Origin of the sequence: Paraburkholderia bannensis NBRC 103871, from assembly GCF_000685015.1 — a bacterium.
GTDB lineage: Bacteria > Pseudomonadota > Gammaproteobacteria > Burkholderiales > Burkholderiaceae > Paraburkholderia > Paraburkholderia bannensis.
On the sequence record NZ_BAYA01000005.1, the window covers coordinates 64,902 to 83,332 of the forward strand.

An 18,431-nucleotide genomic window follows, 5' to 3' on the forward strand; every position below is an offset into this window, starting at 1 on the left:
GCACCGTTATCGCTTTCCCAGGAGCGGGACGATCATGAACGACTCATTCAGCCGTCCCGCTCTCGTGGGCACGAGTTTCAAGCACGAGCACCTGGGCGCGATACTCGATCAAGGCTTGCAGCAAGGCTTTTTTGAAGTTCACGCCGAGAATTACATGGGCGCGGGCGGCCCGCCGCATCGTGCGCTTGCAGCGATCCGCGAGCGTTATCCGCTTTCGCTGCATGGCGTGTGCATGTCGATTGGCGGCCCCGATGCGCTGGATTCAACGCACCTCGCGCGTTTTCGCGAGCTGGTCGAGCGTTACGAACCGGCCTTCGTTTCGGAACATCTCGCGTGGTCGTCGCACGGCGGTACATTCTTTAACGACTTGCTGCCGCTGCCGTATCGACGCGAAACGCTCGACCATGTATGCGCGCACATCGACCGGATGCAGGCCGCCATTGGCCGTCCGATCCTGCTGGAAAACCCTTCGACCTATGTGATGTTCGCGTCGTCGACGATGAGCGAAACGGACTTTCTGCGTGCCGTCGCGCAAAGGACGGGATGCGGCCTGCTGCTCGACGTGAATAACGTCTTTGTTTCGGCGACGAATCACGGCGATTCGCCGCGTGACTATCTGGCTGCGTTCCCGCTCGAATACGTGGGCGAAATTCATCTGGCCGGTCACAGCGAACAACGCGACGACGAAGACCAGCCACTGCTTATCGACAGTCACGACCGGCCTGTTGCCGATGAAGTATGGGATCTTTACGCGGCACTTATTGCGCGTATCGGCCCCGTGCCGACGCTGATCGAATGGGACAGCGACTTGCCCGCATGGCCGGTGCTGCGCGCGCAGGCCGAAGCGGCGCGGCAGCTCCTGAACGAGAGGCTCTGCCATGAAGCCTGAAGAAACCGCCGCCTATGCAGCGGCATTCGCTCCTGGGTTGATCGACCCCGCGATCATGGCGCCCGCCGATGTCGTCGCGCCGCGCGGCAAAGGTGTCGTCAATCGCTACAACGTCTATCGAAACAACGTGACGGTGAGCCTGATCGATGCGCTCGCCGCGATTTATCCGGCAGTACAGCGCATCACCGGCGTCGAGTTCTTCCGCGCAATGGCGCGCTTTCATGTGCGCGCGACGCCGCCGCATTCGCCGCTGCTTTTCGAGTACGGCCGGGCGTTTCCGGCTTTCATCGAATCGTACGAATACGCCCGCGACATGCCTTGGCTTGCGGACACGGCGCGCATCGAACGCGCGTGGCTCGACGCCTATCACGCTGCGGACGCCGTGACGCTGGACGCGCAGGCGTTCGCCGCCATCGATGCGCAATCGCTCGCGCAAGTGTGCTTCATCGCTCACCCCGCGGCGCGGATCGTGCGCTCGCGCTATCCGGCAGTGGCTATTTTTGCCATGAACCGCAAGGACGGCCCGGTCGAACCGCTGCACGCAAGCGATGCGCAAGATGCGCTCATCACGCGACCCGATCAGGACGTGATCGTCTCGCAACTGCCTGCGGGCGGCGCGGCGTTCCTGCTCGCGCTCATGGCAGGCTCACCATTGGCTGAAGCCGTGGAAGCCGCCTTCCATGAAAGCGAATACTTCGATATCCATATCAATCTGCAAGCGATGATTGCTGCAGGCGTATTCACCGCCATTCGCCCTGGAGTTCCATCATGATGTCGACCCAGCAAGATCTCAAGCCGTCCGCGTCTGCGTTCGTCACCGGCGCAATCGTGCGGGCGCGCCACGCGATCGAAACGCTCGCGCAACCGTGGCTCGTGCAACTCGTCCTGCGCATTGCGCTAGCCGTGCCGTTCTGGCGATCCGGCGTGCTCAAATGGCACGGCTTCCTGCAGCTCAACGACACGGCCATCACGCTATTTACCGATGAATTCCAGCTGCACCTGCCTGGCGGCCCTTACCCATTCCCGGCGCCCGCGGTTTTCGCGTTTCTTTCCGCGTGCGGGGAAGTCGGCTTTCCGGTGCTGCTGGTGCTGGGGCTGGGCACGCGTTTCGCTGCGACAGGTCTGTTCCTGATGACCTGCATCATCGAATTGACGGTGCCCGACGGCTGGCCCATTCACATCACGTGGGCGGCGATGGCGCTGGGCATCGCCGCGTGGGGGCCGGGCAAGATCTCCATCGACTGGCTGCTGGGCGACCGCGCAAGCCGCACGCGCTAACTCTGGCTCGCGCGTGCAAGCGCGTCCTGCGCCGCTTCGCGTGCGCGTCCCAGGCTCGCATAGCACAACAGCGACAGGCAGCAGAACACACACGCAAGCCCGACGGCGGCGCGTGCATCGAGCAGTTCGATCAGCTCGCCGCCCGCCGCCGACCCGATGCCGAAGCCCAGCGACAGCACGCCCGGCGACAGCGTCGCGTAACGCCCGACCGTATCGACGCGCGGCATGGTCGCGAAGATCAGCGTCGCCGCGCCAGTCCACGCCACGATGAAGACGATGGCCGCGATGGCGAAACGATCCGCGGTTTGCGGCAAGGTGAGCGCCGCGGCCGAAGCCACGCATGCGCCGATATTGACGATCGCCCAGCGCCGCAGGCCGTTGCCTTGTCCCAGACGCGGCATCACCACGCACGCGGCCAGGCTCGCGAGATTGGCATAGACCAGCGTGGTCGCGACGCGCGCCTCGCTTAAGCCCGCACGCATGCCGATCTGTTCGAGGAACGTCCACAGCACGCCCACGCCGAAGTAGAGCGCGAAGATGCAGCCCAGCAACAGCATGACGCCGCGTACGTCGACACGCGCGCTGTTATCGGCTTCGGCGCTGACGAAGGCCTCTGTGCGCTTGAACAGCGCAATCGCAGGCAGAAACACCAGCGCCAGCACGCCAATGCACACATACGTGCCCGTAGCCTGCGCCATCGCGCCGACGACAGGCAGCACGTAGCCGAGCAGCGCCATGCTCCACAGCACCTGAAGCAGCACCAGCCAGCCGATGTTGCGCTCCGCCGCCTTCGTATAGGACAGGCAACTCATGGCAATGCCGCTCAACGCACCCGCGCCGATGCCCGCGACCGCGCGCGCCGCAATAAAAAGCGGCAACGAGTGGGCAAAAGGCGTGGCGAAGTTCGCGGCCGCCGTGAGCGCAATGGTGGCCGCGAGCGTGATGCGCAGCGGGCGACGCGCGAGCACGGTTGCCATCAGCAAGGTGCCCGCCGCCATGCCGAACACCTCGCCCAGCACGGCAATGCCCAACTCCGCCGCACCAAAGCCCCATTGCTGCGCGATCTGGCCAACAATCACGGGCAGGCCCCAGAACACCGTCGGTGCGACGGTGCCCAGCGCCAGCATCGCCATCAGGAACAGCGCGCCGCTTTGCGTTTCAGCAGCATCGCCTTCAGACGAAGGTTGATCCACGATCCGGTCTCCGAAAGGGAATGACGATGCGCCTGCTCAAGCGCACACCGTGGCATTGGCATTTTCACCAATCAGTTGCTCGCGCAACGTTCCTTGCGCGTAGGTGACGGCGCCGTTCATCATCGTCACGCCGATATTGACGCGGCCGATATCGTGCTTCTTCACTTCGAAGAGGTTGTCTTCGAGCACGATCAGGTCAGCGCGCTTGCCCACCGTCAGCGAGCCGATTTCGTGCTCCATGCGCAATTGATAGGCGCCGTTGATCGTGTACGCGGCGATCAGTTGCGGCACGCTCAGGCGCTCGTCGATATCGGGGAACACGGGCGCGTCGGGTTCGCCAGCCAGCTGGCGCGTGTGGCCCGATTCGATGTGCTCGACGGGGCGGTGCTGGCAGCGGCACTGGCACGCAAGCCCGTCCATGCCGATCGACACCGTCACGCCCTCCTCGATGAAGGTGCGGAACTTGTACATGTTGCTCCAGCGCTCGGTGCCGTAATGCTCGCGAATCAGCTCGGTATAGACGTCCACCACGCCCCATTGCAGTTGCGTGTTCGCCATCACGCCCAGACGGCGGAAACGCGGAATGTCGTCGGGATGCGTGAGGAACGCGTGCGTGATGACGTGACGGCGCTCGCGCGGCGGATTGGTCGCGTTCACCAGTTCGAAGCCGTCGAGCGCCGTGCGCACCGCCGCGTCGCCAACGCAATGCACCATGACGTCGATGTGTTCCTTGTCTGCTTGCAGCAGGTATTGCTTGAACTGGTCGATGGGCATGGTCGGCTCGCCACAGGTGTGCGGGCGGTCGGCATACGGCGCGAGGAGATACGCTGTGTGATTGGCTTCCGTGCCGTCGAGAAAAAGCTTCAACGCCTGCGCCTTGACCAGCGGCGACTGGTATTTCGCGCGATAGTCGACCAGCGTGCCCACCGGGTCATCCACCGGCCCGAGCGCCGCGTAGCTGCCCACCACGCGCAGCTTGAGATTGTTCGCCCGCTCCATGGTTTGCAGCGTCTCGTAGAGCAGCGTCTGGTCGCCGCTCGGGTCGAGGAACCCGGCGTCGAATACAGTCGTAATGCCCGCCGCCACCAGCTTTTCCTGCCAGACGCCAATCGACTGGAGATAGAGGTCGATGCCGGTCGGCAGATAGCCCGCGTCGCTGATACGGCGCATCAGCAGCGAATAGGCCGCGCCGTCCACGACGAGGCCGGTCGGCTCGCCCGTCACCGGGTCTTTCTCGAACCAGCTCGAACCCTCTTCGACAGGCGGCGTGGAGGCGTCGATGCCGGCAATCTCCAGCGCCTTCGAATTCACCCACATGCTATGAAAATCGGTCGACAGTAGGCAGACCGGCTTGTCCGCGCAGATCGCATCGAGCGTTTCCTTGCGCAGCATGTCTGCGGGAATCGTGGCCTGGATCCAGCCCATGCCCGTAATGCTTTTCTCCTCCGGATGCGCCGCGACGTAATCGGCCAGTGCTGCGAGCACTTTCTGCGGATCTTCGTAATTCACGAAAGCCTGGAACGCAAAAGCCGTTGTCGAAAAATGCCAGTGCGATTCGACAAAGCCCGGCAGCATCAAGCGGCCACCCACGTCCACGACGGTCGTGTTCTCGCGGATCAGGCGTTCTATACCCGCTTCACTGCCGACATGGACAATGCGGTCGCCGCGCACGGCCACGGCGTCGGCCCACGGCTTGTGCGGATCCACGGTGTAGACGCGGGCGTTGCGAAACACGGTGTCCGCGTGCTCGACGGCTTCATTGGCCGCTGCGATGTTGTTGTGAGTCTGTGTCGCCATCTGTCGCTCCTTTGCGCTCGGGTTCTCAATCGATGTGGCGCGAATGTATCCAGCCGCAAAACGACGGTCTGCCCTGCTTTGGGGGGACAGGCGTTGCCCTGGCAGACAGCGCCATTCTGGTCAGGTAGCATCGCGGCTACCCCGAGGAGCAACGGTGACACTGATGGCCCTTCACGCTTCGGCATCTGCGCGTACGCACGACAACTTCAATTCGCTATCGATTTCCCCGCGCGCGCTGGGCGAGCTGGTCGCTCGCGTGGGCACGCCGGATTTCGTGCGCTCGCTCGGCCAGTTCGTGACCGGCGACATCCAGGCCGACGCCATCCACCTCGAACGCGTCCGGCCCGATGATCGCAATCCCTCGGGCTACGCGACGGAATGGATCGGCAGCACCGGCGACGAACACGCCTTCATCTGCGAAATCATGGATCGCTACTACGCCGCGTATTGCGACCGCGATCCGCTGTTCGTTTCGATCCGGGGCGCAACCGGCACGCTTCTGGTACAGCGCGACGTGGGCGCGCTCGCCGACGACGGCTTCAAAAAGGAAATTTTCGTGCCCGCGCGCATCGCCCAGGAATGCGTGATTTCGCACGGCACGCGCAACGAGCGCTATTCGCTGGGCCTCGCACGCAGCGAGGGGCGCGCCGCCTTCACCCTGCGCGAACTGGCCCTGCTGCGGCAAATGAGCGAATTTCTGTTTCCACTGTGCGAGATGCACGCGAGAAGCGCAGCAGCGCGACGCATCAGCACGCCACGCCGCGAAGGCACGCCCGTGTCGCGCTTCGAGGAGCGGATCGCGCGCGAGGAAATCCGTCTTTCCCGGCGCGAAGGCGAGATTTGCCGCTGCCTCCTAAGCGGCAAGACCATTCCTGAAAGCGCACAGATGCTGGAACTGAAGCTCTCGACTGCCGAGTCGTATGTCAAGCGCGCATTCGCCAAGCTCAAGATCCGCACGAAATGGGAGCTGCTTCAGTGGGCCCATTCGTACGATTGAGCGCTGAATAGCTCAAGCTGGAGCGGCTTCCGGCACGCCCCAATTAAATCGTCATCCTGATTATTTATTGTCGACATGGCGCGGACACGCCAGGTTCAAAGCAGGGCCGCATCGCGCGACAAATTGCCCGCCAGCGTATACTCCCCCGCAGTACTATGGCATACTCCCGTCCAGTATGTGACAGGGAGCCATCATGCCCCACACCGTTGAAGAAAAGAAACGTGTCCTCGCCCGGGTTCGCCGTGTGCGCGGCCAGCTGGACGCGCTTGAGCGCGCGCTTGAAGAAGGCGCGGACTGCGGGCCGATTCTCCAGCAGATTGCGGCCATGCGCGGCGCCATCAACGGCCTGATGGCCGGCGTGCTCGAAAGCCATTTGCGCGAGGAGTTTTCAAGCCTCGCGCCCGCCGACGACAGTTCGAAAAAATCCATTGACGAAGTCGTTTCGCTCGTGCGTTCCTATCTTCGTTGATGCTGCGTTCGTTGATACTGCGTTCGCTCAGGCTGCGTCGCTTCCTGGCCCATGCGTTGAACGTGCGTTGATCTAGACGTTGCGCCATTTATTGACCCACTCGCGCCGGTAGCCGCCCATTCGGCCCGGACTCTTTGTCTTTCTCACCAGGATTGCTATGAAATCACGTGCAGCCGTTGCATTCGGGCCGGGCAAGCCCCTCGAAATCGTCGAGATCGACGTCGAACCGCCCCGCAAGGGCGAAGTGCTGGTGAAGATCACGCACACCGGCGTGTGCCACACCGATGCCTTCACGCTCTCCGGCGACGATCCCGAAGGCCTCTTCCCCGCCGTGCTGGGCCATGAAGGCGCGGGCATTGTTGTCGAAGTCGGCGAAGGCGTGACGAGCGTGAAGCCCGGCGATCACGTCATCCCGCTCTACACCGCCGAATGCGGCGAGTGCCTGTTCTGCAAGAGCGGCAAGACCAATCTGTGCGTGGCCGTGCGCGCCACCCAGGGCAAGGGCGTCATGCCCGACGGCACGACGCGCTTCAGCTACAACGGCCAGCCCGTCTATCACTACATGGGCTGCTCGACGTTCAGCGAATACACCGTCGTGGCGGAAGTGTCGCTCGCGAAGATCAGCCCCGACGCCAACCCCGAGCAGGTTTGCCTGCTGGGCTGCGGCGTGACCACGGGCCTGGGCGCGGTCAAGAACACCGCCAAGGTTCAGGAAGGCGACACCGTGGCCGTGTTCGGCCTGGGCGGCATTGGTCTTGCCGTGATCCAGGGCGCGAAGCTCGCCAAGGCGGGCCGCATCATCGCCGTCGACACCAACCCGGGCAAGTTCGAGCTGGCGCAGGCCTTCGGCGCGACCGATTGCGTGAACCCGAAGGATCACGAAAAGCCCATCCAGCAAGTGATCGTCGAGATGACGGGCTGGGGCGTCGATCACAGCTTCGAGTGCATCGGCAACGTCAATGTCATGCGCGCCGCGCTCGAATGCGCGCATCGCGGCTGGGGCCAGTCGGTGGTGATCGGCGTGGCCGGAGCGGGCCAGGAAATCTCCACGCGTCCGTTCCAGCTCGTCACGGGGCGTCGCTGGCTGGGCACGGCGTTCGGCGGCGTCAAGGGCCGCTCGCAACTGCCGGGCATGGTCGAAGACGCGATGAGCGGCAAGATCCAGCTCGCACCGTTCGTCACGCACACGAAGCCGCTTTCCGGCATCAACGAAGCGTTCGACCTGATGCACGAAGGCAAGTCGATCCGCACCGTCGTTCACTACTAAAGCCTGCGCGCGGCACGTCATCCGTGCCGCCCTGCTTTACCCGCTGTCGTATTCGACAGCGGGTAAACGCCACTCCTCTCTCTTTTCCGATTTTCTTTCCGCCACGGTAATTGCATATGCAATTACACGGATCGAATTCGACCTTTGCATCTGCCGATTTATTTTCCGCCATTCAAAATCCAGCTTTAAATAGCCTTTAAAGCCATCCATTCATCCATGCGGCATAGCATGTAAAAGTGTTTGACAAAGCACTGCAACACCCTCTATTTTTCCTCTGCATCTTTTCATTACCAAATCTTTCCACGGGGAACCACCAGAGGCCGTCCTGGCTTCAGGGGCTCCCCTTTGTCTTTTTAATAGGCATCCTGATTAATTTCGCCGCAACAGACTGTATTTGAAATGTCGGTTATAGAAAGTTAATTGTCAGCCGCAATGCGAGCCGACGTGGATTCGCTTTGTCTTTTTAAATTGCGCGTCCGGCGCTTGCGGCTTCTCTGCATGTGGCATTCACCATTCAACAGGGACAGATATGAATGCGGACAGCCGTAACAGCAATCGCCGCCCCCGCTCCTTGCGCAGCCTGAGCGGGCCGGGTGCGATGATCGCGGCAATCTTGATGCTGGCAGGTTGCGGGGGCGGCGACAGCGGCTCCGGCACTTCCGCCACCGCAATGAAACAGGTCGCCGGCGCGCAGCAGAACCTGGCCGCCGATGCGAGTGCCGGTTCCAATGCGAATGCCAGCGCCAACCGGCCTTATACCGACCCCATCGCCTATTCGCCCAATGCCAAAGACGGGCTTGACGCATCGCTGGTCGCGGAAAAAGCCGCCGTCATGCATTACCAATGGAAATCGGGAAAAACCACGATCAATTACACGACCACCACCGGCCATTTGACGGCGTCGGACGCCAACGGCAATCCCGAAGCCACCATGTCCTATGTCGCCTATACCGCGCCATCGACAAATGGTTCACCGCGTCCCGTCACGTTCATCTATAACGGCGGCCCGGGCTCATCGTCGATCTGGTTGCGCCTGGGCTCGTTCGCGCCCACGCGCGTGGCCACGCCCGACCCGCTGCTCACGAACTGGCCGAATTACCCCGTCGTCGACAACGCCGACAGCCTGATCGACACCACCGACATGGTCTTTATCGATCCGCCGGGCACGGGTCTTTCGGAAGCGGTTCTACCCAACACGAACCAGAAATTCTGGGGCTGCGATGCCGATGTCGGCGTGATGCGCGATTTCATCGAACGCTATATCGCCGTCAACAACCGCAGCAGCTCGCCGATCTATCTCTATGGCGAATCGTATGGCACGCCGCGCACGGACATGCTCGCGCTCTCGCTGGAAACCGCGGGCGTGCCGCTCACCGGCATCGTGTTGCAGTCGTCGATCCTGAACTACTACGCCGATGCGATCGAGGCCACGGCCATCACCAATTCGACGGCAGGCCTGCAGCTCGATACCGATACGCTCGCGGGCTATTACCCCGGCTACGCGGAGGTGGCCGCGTATTTCAACCTGGTCTCGCCGCGCCTGATCGACCAGGGACTGTTCGCGCAGCAATCGGAGATCTTCGCGACGGGCCAGTACAACCACTTCAAGAAGTACGCGCAGACCTGGGTGCTCAGCCAGTTGGGCATTCCCGATGCGCTCGGCACGCCGGTATTTCCGCCCGCGCGCACGCTGGAGTCGTGGCAGTGGCCTTCGAGCCTGACGTTGCAGGCCTTGCAGGGCTACTTCAACACGAATCCGTTCAGTAACGCGCTGATTCCCGGCACCACCATCGGCCGTTATGACGGGCGTGTTTCGCTGCCGAATTCGGATCCGCGCCTGCAAGCCGATGGCGACCCCTCGGACATCCTGATCTCGCAGCCGTTCACGACGGCGCTGGCCACGCAATTGCCGGATTATCTCGGCTATAGCGCGCCCAACGCGACCTTCATGCCGCTGAACGACAACATCATCAATCTCTGGGACTTCTCGCACGACGGCCAGCCGCTGCCCGACACGCTGCCCGACCTGGTCGGCGCGATCACGCTCAATCCGCAACTGAAGATACTCGCGGAGAACGGCTATCACGACCTCGCCACGCCGTTCTTCAATACGGAGAAACAGCTCGCGCGCCTGCAAACGGTGTCGGGCCTGAACGCAAACCTGCAGGTCAACTTCTTCCCCGGCGGCCACATGATTTATCTGGATGACACCGCGCGTCCGAAGATGAAGAGCGACCTCGTCAAGTACTACGCGGGCCAGCCGATTCCGCTGGCGCTTTCGGTGTGGACGCTGCCCGCGCCGTGGCCCGACGAAAGCCCGGCCGGTACGCCGACTGCAACGGCGCAGGCCGCGATCGAACCTTGAACGCCGGCATGCCCGATCCCATCGATCCAATTGAACTCTTTGACCTCTTTGAATGCGAGCGATCATGTTTCCATCCGACAAGCTGTGGCGCATCGCGCCGCTCATCCTGGCCGTTGCCGCAATCGGCGCGGCGCAGGCGGCAACCCAGTCCGTCGCGCCGGTTCAGTTGCCCAAGGGCGGACACGGCGTGGACGGCCCGTTTTTTCCGGCCAGCCGCCCCGAAGCCGTGACGCCCTCGACAGGCACGCAGTTGCAGCAGGAAGCGCAGAAGCGCATCGAAGCGCGGTTGGGCGCGAACTCAGTGTTGAGCCAGGGCGCCACGGTGACGAAGGCGCAGGCGCAGACCCAGGGCCTCGGCTATATCGCGCAGCATTTCGACCAGATCGACACGGCGCATTCGGGCCGCGTTTCGATTGACGATGTGCGCCAGTATCTGCAGAAGCAACAGCAGCAATGAGCGCGCCGTAAAGCAAAAGGCCTCACCGCAATCGGTGAGGCCTTTTTAAATCGACAGCGGTGTTGCAGGTCGGCTTATTGCAGCACGCGAGCCGGCAGCAGCTTGCCTTCCACGAGCAACGCGACCGTCTTGACGAACAGCAGCCCGATCACGCCCGTCGAGGCAGCGAAGAGCACGAAGGCGAGTTCATGCACCCAGAGCGGGCCGCCGTGTTGCGCGATGAGCATGGCGAGCGTCGGCAGCGCGGCAACACCGAAGCTAAAGGCCCAGTACGACGGTGTGAACGCTTGAGCACGGATCCAGGGCAAGAGACGCAGCAGCAGGAGCGCTTGATAGAGGCCATAGCCGAGCAGTGCGTAAGCCACGATGCCTGCTGCACCCGTCAACGGCAGATGCATGCTGTTCATGATCGCCATCCACGCGACGCCACCCACGACCGGCGGCGCGAGTTGAATGCCGAAGGTCGGGCGCAGCGCTGCCGCGGTCGGTGCAGCGAGCGAGGCGCGGTTGAGCAGCTTCGACTCGATCGCGAGCCACGAGAGCGCGCCGCTGCCGAAGAACATCACCGCCAGCTCCGGCAGGTTGAACGCGGCAGCCGTGGCAGCCGCCACGAATCCCGCGGCGACGGTCGGCAGATAGATCGCGGGCGTCACGAGTTCCGCGTTGCGCCCGCCTTGCCAGAGGCGGCCATGCAGCATCACGCCCACGGCGACCTGACCAATTGCCCCCGCGACGAACAGCGCGAGGCCTGCATCGTGCGACCAGAGCTTGACGGCCTGCGCGGCCAGCATCGTCGAAACCGGGCCCAGCGCCACGAACGACGACTGCACTTCGTGCTGCCATTCCTTTTGTGCGGCTTCGCGGTGCGCGACCCACTTGAGGCCGTACATCGCCATCACGGCGGCCCATACGACGAGCGCCACGATCGTCAGCGCCGTGCCGATGGAGGCCGGCACTTCCCATAGCTTCGCGGCGACCCGCCATGCCCCCGCCAGCGCGAGCGTCCCCACGGCGATGCCGAAAAAGCCTGCGGGCATCGGTTCATGTTTGGCGATCCATGTGTTCATGACTTCACTCCTGTCGGTTTGACGAGTGGCAGCGAAGGCCGCCGTCGATGGAGTGACTTTAGGCTCGGGCGCGTCCGGCGCGAATGCCAGGCCGTGTCAACAACATGCCCGATCGTCTCAGGTGGATTTTGCTCGGGCCCTTTTGGCGCGCAAGTACGTCTCAGAGGCCCAGCGCGTCTTCGAGGTCGGGCTGGGGGTGCGCCGGAGGAAATTGCAGTAATTTTTATCAAACTACGGCAACCGCACCGGCCACACCGCCTCTCCCGCAGGCCCCTCCGCAAAAAAAGCGACAATGTCGCGAGAATCGACGCTGCACACCGCCCCGAGGAGCAAAGCCATGTCACCCAACCGCGACTACTGGTTCCCCGCCAAACGCTACGGCTGGGGCTGGGGATTGCCGACGCGCTGGCAGGGCTGGCTCGTCCTCGTCGGCTATTTCGTGCTGCTGGGCGCGACGGTGCACGCCTTCGGGCCGAATCGCCACATGGCCGCGTTCATCCTCGTGGTCGCGCTGCTCAGCCTCGTGTTGGTCGGCATCTGCTGGCTTAAAGGCGAGCCGCCGCGCTGGCGCTGGGGCGACGACTGATCGGCACTCTGCCTGCCGCCCCGTCCGCGCGATGCCACGCTACGCTCAGCCGAACGTGAACGTGTACACCTTCGCGCCCGCATCGAGAAAACGGATCTCGAACGTCCGGTCGCCAATCGCCCCCAACGCGCCACTCTGGCGCACCAGTTGATAGAGCCGCGCGGACGTCACGACGCCCGTGCCGTCCGCCGCCACGTCCGCGCCATGCGAAGCGCCCGGCCCCGCCCCGTCGATCGTGATGCGAAAGCGCACCGGCTTGCCGTCCGCCGACGGCGCAAGCACCAGATGCAGGTCGCGCGCATGAAACCGATAGGCAACGCCTGCCTGAGGCGCGGCTACCACCGCCGATTCGGCGCCGATGTTCCAGCGGCCATCAAGCGCCCACGCGTTGAGCGGCAAATCGGCGGGCAGCGTGTAGCTGGCAGCAGCGTCGGGCTGCGGGCGCTGCGGCGAGGCAAAGCCACGCCCCTCGCGATAACCCAGATACGTTTCGCCCGAGCCGGTATCGGCCGCATCCGCCGGAGCCTGCGCGCCGCCCGCTTGCACGACATGCGACGCATGGGCGTCGGTCGCCCGGCCGTTCTCGGCGAGCAACTGGCGGATCGCCTGCTCGGCCTGCCCGTAGCCGCCCTCGCCGAAGTGGTGATAGCGCACGCGGCCTTGCGCATCGACGATATAGAACGCCGGCCAGTATGAGTTGCCGAAGGCGTTCCAGATGCGATAGTCGTTATCGAGCGCCACCGGATAGCGAATGCCCAGCTCGCCCAGCGCGCGCTTCACGTTGCCGACGTTGTGCTCGAAGGCGAACTCGGGTGTATGCACGCCGACCACCACCAGGCCGGCGTCCTGATAGCGCTGCGCCCACGTCTTCAGGTACGGCAGCGTGCGCAGGCAGTTGATGCACGAATACGTCCAGAAGTTGACGACGACCACCTTGCCGCGCAGAGCCTGTGGCGTGAGCGGCGTGGAGTTCAGCCAGGTCGATGCGCCGTCGAACGCAGGCAGCGTGCCCTCCACGGGCAACGCGGCCGCAGGAGACTCACCAGTAGCAGTAGCAGCAGGAACCGACGCCGACACACGCACGATATGCGCCGCCGCGGCTTGCCGTGCCTGGCGCACGACCGTGGGCACGGTCACCGGCGCGGCAGGCACCGTCGTCTTCGCACTCAACTGGCGGGTCAGGCGGTTTTCCAGGCTTTCCGTCGGCGAGCCGGGCAAATGCGCGAGCACACGCGTGTCGACGCCAGTCGCAATCGCGCCCACCGTCACCAGCACCAGCGCGCCCAACGCTCGGCGAAGATGCTCGCCCGCGCCCAGCGAGCGCTTGAGCGCATCCATCGCCCGCTTGCCGAGCCCCGCGACGACTGCCAGCGAACAGGCCGCCCCCACCGCATACGCGCCCAGCGACGCCCACGTCTGCCACGTCACGCCGTAGCGCACCGCGCCCGTGAGGATCAGGCCGAGGATCGGCCCTGCGCACGGCGCCCAGAGCAGCCCCGTCGCCGCACCGAGCAGCAACGCCGAGCCCACCTGCCCAACCGCGCCTTGCGGATTCGAGCGCGCGACAAAGCGATCGGCGAGCCGCGTCAGCGGCTGCGCAAGGCGCGTGGCCAGCGTGGGAAACAGCAGCGCCGCGCCGAAAACCGCGAACAGCGCGAGCGCGAGATCCCGTCCATATTCGCTCAACTGGGCCGCGCCATTGAGCCCGGCCGCGCCCAGCCCGGTGAGCAGCGCAAAGGTGGTTCCCAGCCCGATCAGCAAGGGCAGCCGCCCGGTGACAAAGGGCTGGTCAGAGCGCGCGAACACGAACGGCACGACCGGCACGATGCAGGGACTGAGGACGGTGAACACACCGCCGATGAACGCGACGACGATCAGTAACATGAGTCGGACTCCAGACAGATCCACACAGAATTCGAGGGGCGTTCGATCTGAAGCTGTCGTAGCGCCCCGCCATGTGCGGTATTTCAAGGCCTGGATGTATCGGCGGAATGTCGGGAAACCGCGCGGGCTGCATCGGCATGTGTCGCGCGGCGGCTGGGACACATGCCAGTACAAATGGGCTGAAAAACGGACTGAAACAAGGGAGAGAGCCTGGCAGGACGCCGGTGTTTTGTATCGCAAAGTATCCGGCGCGGGCGGCGACACACTACGTTGCAGGGAGCCGCAGTGGGGGACATGTACGAGATACGTGCAAGCGTTCCAATGCACCCGTACCCCACCCCTTCATGGAGCCCGTCATGTTCGAACGTCTCAAGATCGCCGCCATCGCCACCGCACTGGCCGCCACCGCTGCCTATGCCGTGTTCGCGTCCACCGCCAGCCCCGCGGCCACCGAACCGGCCGCCGTGCAGAACGGTGCACCCGCACCCGATTTCACCGGCATCAATACGTGGATCAACAGCCCGCCGCTCGATCTCAAACAGTTGCGCGGCAAGGTCGTGCTGGTCGAGTTCTGGACTTTCGATTGCATCAACTGCGCGCACACCGTGCCTTATGTGAAGGAGTGGTATTCGCGCTATCACGACAAGGGGCTCGTGGTGGTCGGCGTGCACACGCCCGAGCTGCCGATCGAGCGCAGCACCGACAACCTGAAGAAAGCGGTCGCGCGTTTCGGCATCGAATATCCGGTTGCGCAGGACAATTCGTATGCGACGTGGAATGCGTATAACAACCAGTATTGGCCCGCGCTGTACCTGATCGACCAGAACGGCAAGATCGTCTACAGCCATTTCGGCGAAGGCGAATACGACCAGACCGAGCAGACCATTCGCGGCTTGCTGGGCCTCGACGCGAAGAAGGGCTGATGAGAGCGTGATGGAATGCGGGAAGGAAAGCGCGCCTTGAATGGCGCGCTTTTCTGCATTCAGGCGCGGCCCGCTTGCCTTGTCCAGCACAGCCCCGTGATCCACGCATAAACCGCATCGACCGCCGCGCAACGCGCGGGCTGCGCCGAGCGCATCAGCCAGAACGGCGCCAGCGCGAAGCCCGGCACCTGCGGCAGGATTTCGACGCGCCCGCTCGTCAATGACTCGCCGGCGGTCAGGCGCGACACCATCGCGATCCCCACTTCCTGTTCGGCTGCCGACACCAGAAAACGCGGATCGTTGGCCGTCATCGCACGCCGCGTTTTCAAGCCGCCGCGCCGCAATTCCGGCAGCCAGGGCGCCCAGTCCGGACGCGCCTCGTCAACCAGCAGCGGAGCCTGCGCCAGCACTTCGGGAAAGGACTCCGAACGCAAACGGCGCGCCGTCTGCGGCCCACAGATCGCCACGGCCTCTTCACCGATCAACGGTTCGCAGATCACATCGGGCGCACGCATTTCCTGCGTCGATACGACGAGATCGACGTCGACCCGATCGATCTCGTTGACCTTTTCGCCCGTCACGAGCCAGAGCTCGATATTCGGCAATACGCGGGAAAACTCGCCCATGCGCGGCATCAGCCAGCCCGACGCGAACTCCGCCGCGCAAACCACGATCACCGAATCCGGATTGCCATACGGCTCGATCCGGTCGCGCCCATCGGCAAGCGTGGCGAGCGCGGCGCTCACGGTCTGCGCGTAGAGCGTGCCCGCCGCGGTCAACGCGACACCGCGCCCGATGCGCCGGAACAGCGGCTGCCCCGTCCACTCCTCCAGCTGCTGGATCTGATGGCTGATCGCCGATTGCGTCAGCGCGAGTTCCTGCGCCGCGCGCGTGAAGCTGCCCAGCCGCGCGGCGGCGTCGAACGCGAGCAACGCCTGGAGAGGGGGAAGTCTACGCATGCGCGAGCGGCCTTGAGGTATTAGAAATATCGATACTTCCAGCAAGATTCTTCGCTTTTCAGCGGAATTTCTAGCCGCAATGATAACGCCAGCCGTCACCCATCGTCGCCGCACAGTCAGCAGATATGAAGAATATTTGTGTGATGACGCCCAAAAGAACCTCGACTGGATCGCTCAGCATGACCTCGCATCTCACCCCTACCGCCGCCGCCGGCCTGGACGGCCAGCCGCCCGCTCCCACCTACGCGGGCGTGCTGTCTTTCATGCGCCGCCCTTACACGCGCAACCTGGACGGCGTCGATGTGGCCGTTTCCGGCGTTCCGCTCGACCTCGCCACGACCTTCCGTCCGGGCACCCGCTTCGGCCCGGCGGCCATGCGGGCCGCGTCGGTGCAACTGGCGGAACTCGGCGCGTTTCCGTGGGGCATCGACCCGTTCGATCACCTGAACGTGGTCGATTACGGCGACTGTGGGTTCGACGCCCACAATCCGCTGGGTATCCGCGACGCGATCGTCAATCACGCGCGCGCCATCCTGGCGACCGGCACACGCATGCTCACGTTCGGCGGCGATCACTACATCACGTATCCGCTGCTCATTGCGCACGCGGAAAAATATGGCAAGCCGCTGAGCCTGATCCACTTCGACGCGCATTGCGATACGTGGCCCGACGACAATCCCGCGTCGCTCAATCACGGCACGATGTTCTACAAGGCGATTCGCGAGGGGCTGATCGATCCCGCGCGATCCGTGCAGGTGGGCATTCGCACGTGGAATGAAGACTTCATGGGCGTGCGCGTGCTCGATGCGCCGTGGGTGCATCGCAACGGCACGCAGGCGGCGATCCGCGAAGTGCTGGCGACCGTTGGCGACGCGCCGGTCTACCTGACCTTCGACATCGACTGCCTCGATCCGGCTTTCGCGCCGGGCACGGGCACGCCGGTCGCGGGGGGCCTGAGTTCGGCGCAGGCGCTGGAGATGGTGCGCGCACTCGGCCCCGTCAACCTCGTGGGCGCGGACGTGGTGGAAGTGTCGCCGCCCTACGATCACAGCGACGTGACCGCACTGGCCGCCGCCCATCTTGCCGCCGATATCCTGTGCCTGATGCGCAACCAGAAGTTAAGTCGCCTCCAGAACACATAGGAATCCCGATTACCCGTGCAGTATTCAATGGATCGAACATCATGCCCCAACCCCACATGAAGCCGATATTCGCCGCGCTATTGCTCTGTGCATCCGGCGCAGGCGTGCACGCCGAAGACAAGCAGCTCAATCTGTACAACTGGGCGGACTACATTGCGAAAGACACCGTGCCGAACTTCGAAAAAGAGTCCGGCATCCACGTGCGCTATGACGTGTACGACGGCGACGAAACCCTGCAGGCCAAGCTGCTCACCGGATCGACGGGCTACGACGTCGTGGTGCCCACGTCGAATTTTCTCGCCCGACAGACCGACGCGGGCATTTACCAGAAACTCGATAAATCGAAACTGCCCAATCTCGTCAATCTTGACCGTAACCTGCTGAAGCTCGTCGCCAATGCGGATCCCGGCAACCAATATGCGGTGCCGTGGGCGTGGGGCACGACGGGACTCGGCTATAACGTCACGCGCGTCAAGGCGATCCTGGGCAACGACGCGCCGCTCGATAGCTGGGACATGCTTTTCAAGCCCGAGTACCTGAGCAAGCTGAAAAGCTGCGGCGTTTCCGTGCTCGACGCGCCCGCCGATGTATTCGCCGTCGCGCTGCACTATATCGGCAAGGATCCCAATAGCGAGAATCCCACCGACTATCAGGCCGCCTACGAGGCGCTGAAAAAAATTCGCCCTTACATCACGCAATTCAACGCGACCACCTATATCAACGATCTCGCGGGCGACGATATCTGCTTTGCGCTGAGCTGGTCGGGCGACGTGTCGATGGCAAGCCATCGCGCGCGCGACGCCCACAAGAACTACGAGCTGAAATACTTCATCCCCGCAGGCGGCGCGCCAGTGTGGTTCGACATGATGGCGATTCCAAAGGATGCGCCGCATCCCCAGGCGGCGCTCGAATGGATCAACTATATCGAGCGCCCCGAAGTCCACGCGGCAATCACCAACGAGGTGTTCTATCCGAACGCCGATACCGCCGCGCGCCAGTTCGTGCGCCCTGAAATCCTGAACGATCCGACGGTCTATCCGCCTGAATCGGTATTGAAAACGCTCTATCTCCTCAAGCCGCTTCCGGCGCCGATCAAGCGGCTGGAAAGCCGGCTGTGGACGCAGTTGAAATCGGGCGGTTAGAAAGCGCCTGGCGCCG

The 18,431-nt window shown here is 63.6% G+C and carries 17 protein-coding genes; 12 read left to right on the forward strand and 5 right to left on the reverse strand.

Features of this window, described 5'->3' with window-relative positions; genetic code table 11:
- Positions 1-34 precede the first annotated feature (34 nt).
- The 3 genes from bufB to BBA01S_RS09080 are packed head-to-tail and all read left to right on the forward strand — an operon-like array spanning position 35 to position 2,167.
- Positions 35-889, forward strand: coding sequence for an MNIO family bufferin maturase (bufB, locus tag BBA01S_RS09070; RefSeq protein WP_084162026.1), 855 nt, complete (start codon positions 35-37; stop codon positions 887-889).
- Positions 879-1,661 carry an HvfC/BufC N-terminal domain-containing protein gene (locus BBA01S_RS09075; protein WP_027816145.1) on the forward strand — a complete coding sequence of 261 codons (783 nt, stop codon included), beginning with the start codon at positions 879-881 and terminating at the stop codon, positions 1,659-1,661. Before bufB ends, BBA01S_RS09075 begins: the two co-directional genes overlap by 11 nt.
- Positions 1,661-2,167, forward strand: coding sequence for a DoxX family protein (locus tag BBA01S_RS09080; protein WP_027816146.1), 507 nt, complete (start codon positions 1,661-1,663; stop codon positions 2,165-2,167). The genes BBA01S_RS09075 and BBA01S_RS09080 overlap by 1 nt, the downstream gene beginning before the upstream one ends.
- On the opposite strand, the gene BBA01S_RS09085 is transcribed toward BBA01S_RS09080, so the two are convergent.
- Together BBA01S_RS09085 and BBA01S_RS40665 are read right to left on the reverse strand one after the other, a co-directional pair.
- Positions 2,164-3,360: an MFS transporter gene (locus BBA01S_RS09085; protein WP_027816147.1), complete on the reverse strand. Its 1,197-nt coding sequence runs from the start codon at positions 3,358-3,360 to the stop codon at positions 2,164-2,166. The genes BBA01S_RS09080 and BBA01S_RS09085 overlap by 4 nt on opposite strands.
- 36 nt (positions 3,361-3,396) lie before the next feature.
- On the reverse strand, positions 3,397-5,157 hold the full coding sequence (locus tag BBA01S_RS40665; protein ID WP_042296559.1) for an amidohydrolase: 1,761 nt from the start codon (positions 5,155-5,157) through the stop codon (positions 3,397-3,399).
- 163 nt (positions 5,158-5,320) lie between these two features.
- On the opposite strand from BBA01S_RS40665, the gene BBA01S_RS09095 reads away from it, so the two are divergent.
- From BBA01S_RS09095 to BBA01S_RS09115, 5 genes are all read left to right on the forward strand, one after another.
- Entirely contained in the window at positions 5,321-6,154 is an 834-nt protein-coding gene (locus BBA01S_RS09095) for a helix-turn-helix transcriptional regulator (RefSeq protein WP_027816148.1), read from the forward strand.
- 193 nt (positions 6,155-6,347) lie between these two features.
- Positions 6,348-6,623, forward strand: a complete 276-nt coding sequence (gene frmR / locus BBA01S_RS09100; protein ID WP_042296561.1) for a formaldehyde-responsive transcriptional repressor FrmR — start codon at positions 6,348-6,350, stop codon at positions 6,621-6,623.
- A gap of 157 nt (positions 6,624-6,780) precedes the next feature.
- On the forward strand, positions 6,781-7,890 hold the full coding sequence (locus BBA01S_RS09105; RefSeq protein ID WP_027816150.1) for an S-(hydroxymethyl)glutathione dehydrogenase/class III alcohol dehydrogenase: 1,110 nt from the start codon (positions 6,781-6,783) through the stop codon (positions 7,888-7,890).
- 529 nt (positions 7,891-8,419) lie between these two features.
- Entirely contained in the window at positions 8,420-10,255 is a 1,836-nt protein-coding gene (locus BBA01S_RS09110) for a S10 family serine carboxypeptidase-like protein (protein WP_027816151.1), read from the forward strand.
- Positions 10,256-10,319: 64 nt separating this feature from the next.
- Positions 10,320-10,712, forward strand: coding sequence for a hypothetical protein (locus tag BBA01S_RS09115; protein WP_042296564.1), 393 nt, complete (start codon positions 10,320-10,322; stop codon positions 10,710-10,712).
- A gap of 74 nt (positions 10,713-10,786) precedes the next feature.
- Here the strand turns inward: BBA01S_RS09115 and tehA are convergent, their stop codons facing one another.
- Positions 10,787-11,779, reverse strand: coding sequence for a dicarboxylate transporter/tellurite-resistance protein TehA (gene tehA / locus BBA01S_RS40670; protein WP_042296566.1), 993 nt, complete (start codon positions 11,777-11,779; stop codon positions 10,787-10,789).
- Between the two features lie 337 nt (positions 11,780-12,116).
- On the opposite strand from tehA, the gene BBA01S_RS09125 reads away from it, so the two are divergent.
- Positions 12,117-12,365, forward strand: a complete 249-nt coding sequence (locus BBA01S_RS09125) for a hypothetical protein (RefSeq protein ID WP_027816153.1) — start codon at positions 12,117-12,119, stop codon at positions 12,363-12,365.
- A gap of 45 nt (positions 12,366-12,410) precedes the next feature.
- On the opposite strand, the gene BBA01S_RS09130 is transcribed toward BBA01S_RS09125, so the two are convergent.
- Positions 12,411-14,249: a cytochrome c biogenesis protein DipZ gene (locus tag BBA01S_RS09130; RefSeq protein WP_027816154.1), complete on the reverse strand. Its 1,839-nt coding sequence runs from the start codon at positions 14,247-14,249 to the stop codon at positions 12,411-12,413.
- Between the two features lie 356 nt (positions 14,250-14,605).
- Here BBA01S_RS09130 and BBA01S_RS09135 point away from each other — a divergent pair, with 356 nt between their 5' ends.
- Complete coding sequence (locus BBA01S_RS09135) at positions 14,606-15,172, forward strand: thioredoxin family protein (RefSeq protein WP_027816155.1); 567 nt, start codon at positions 14,606-14,608, stop codon at positions 15,170-15,172.
- Between the two features lie 59 nt (positions 15,173-15,231).
- On the opposite strand, the gene BBA01S_RS40675 is transcribed toward BBA01S_RS09135, so the two are convergent.
- Positions 15,232-16,131 (reverse strand): LysR substrate-binding domain-containing protein, encoded by a 900-nt coding sequence (locus BBA01S_RS40675; RefSeq protein ID WP_084162030.1) that lies wholly within the window; start codon positions 16,129-16,131, stop codon positions 15,232-15,234.
- Between the two features lie 179 nt (positions 16,132-16,310).
- Here BBA01S_RS40675 and speB point away from each other — a divergent pair, with 179 nt between their 5' ends.
- Both speB and BBA01S_RS09150 read left to right on the forward strand, forming a co-directional pair.
- Entirely contained in the window at positions 16,311-17,273 is a 963-nt protein-coding gene (speB, locus tag BBA01S_RS09145; RefSeq protein WP_027816156.1) for an agmatinase, read from the forward strand.
- A gap of 56 nt (positions 17,274-17,329) precedes the next feature.
- Positions 17,330-18,415 (forward strand): polyamine ABC transporter substrate-binding protein, encoded by a 1,086-nt coding sequence (locus BBA01S_RS09150; protein WP_027816157.1) that lies wholly within the window; start codon positions 17,330-17,332, stop codon positions 18,413-18,415.
- Positions 18,416-18,431: the final 16 nt, after the last annotated feature.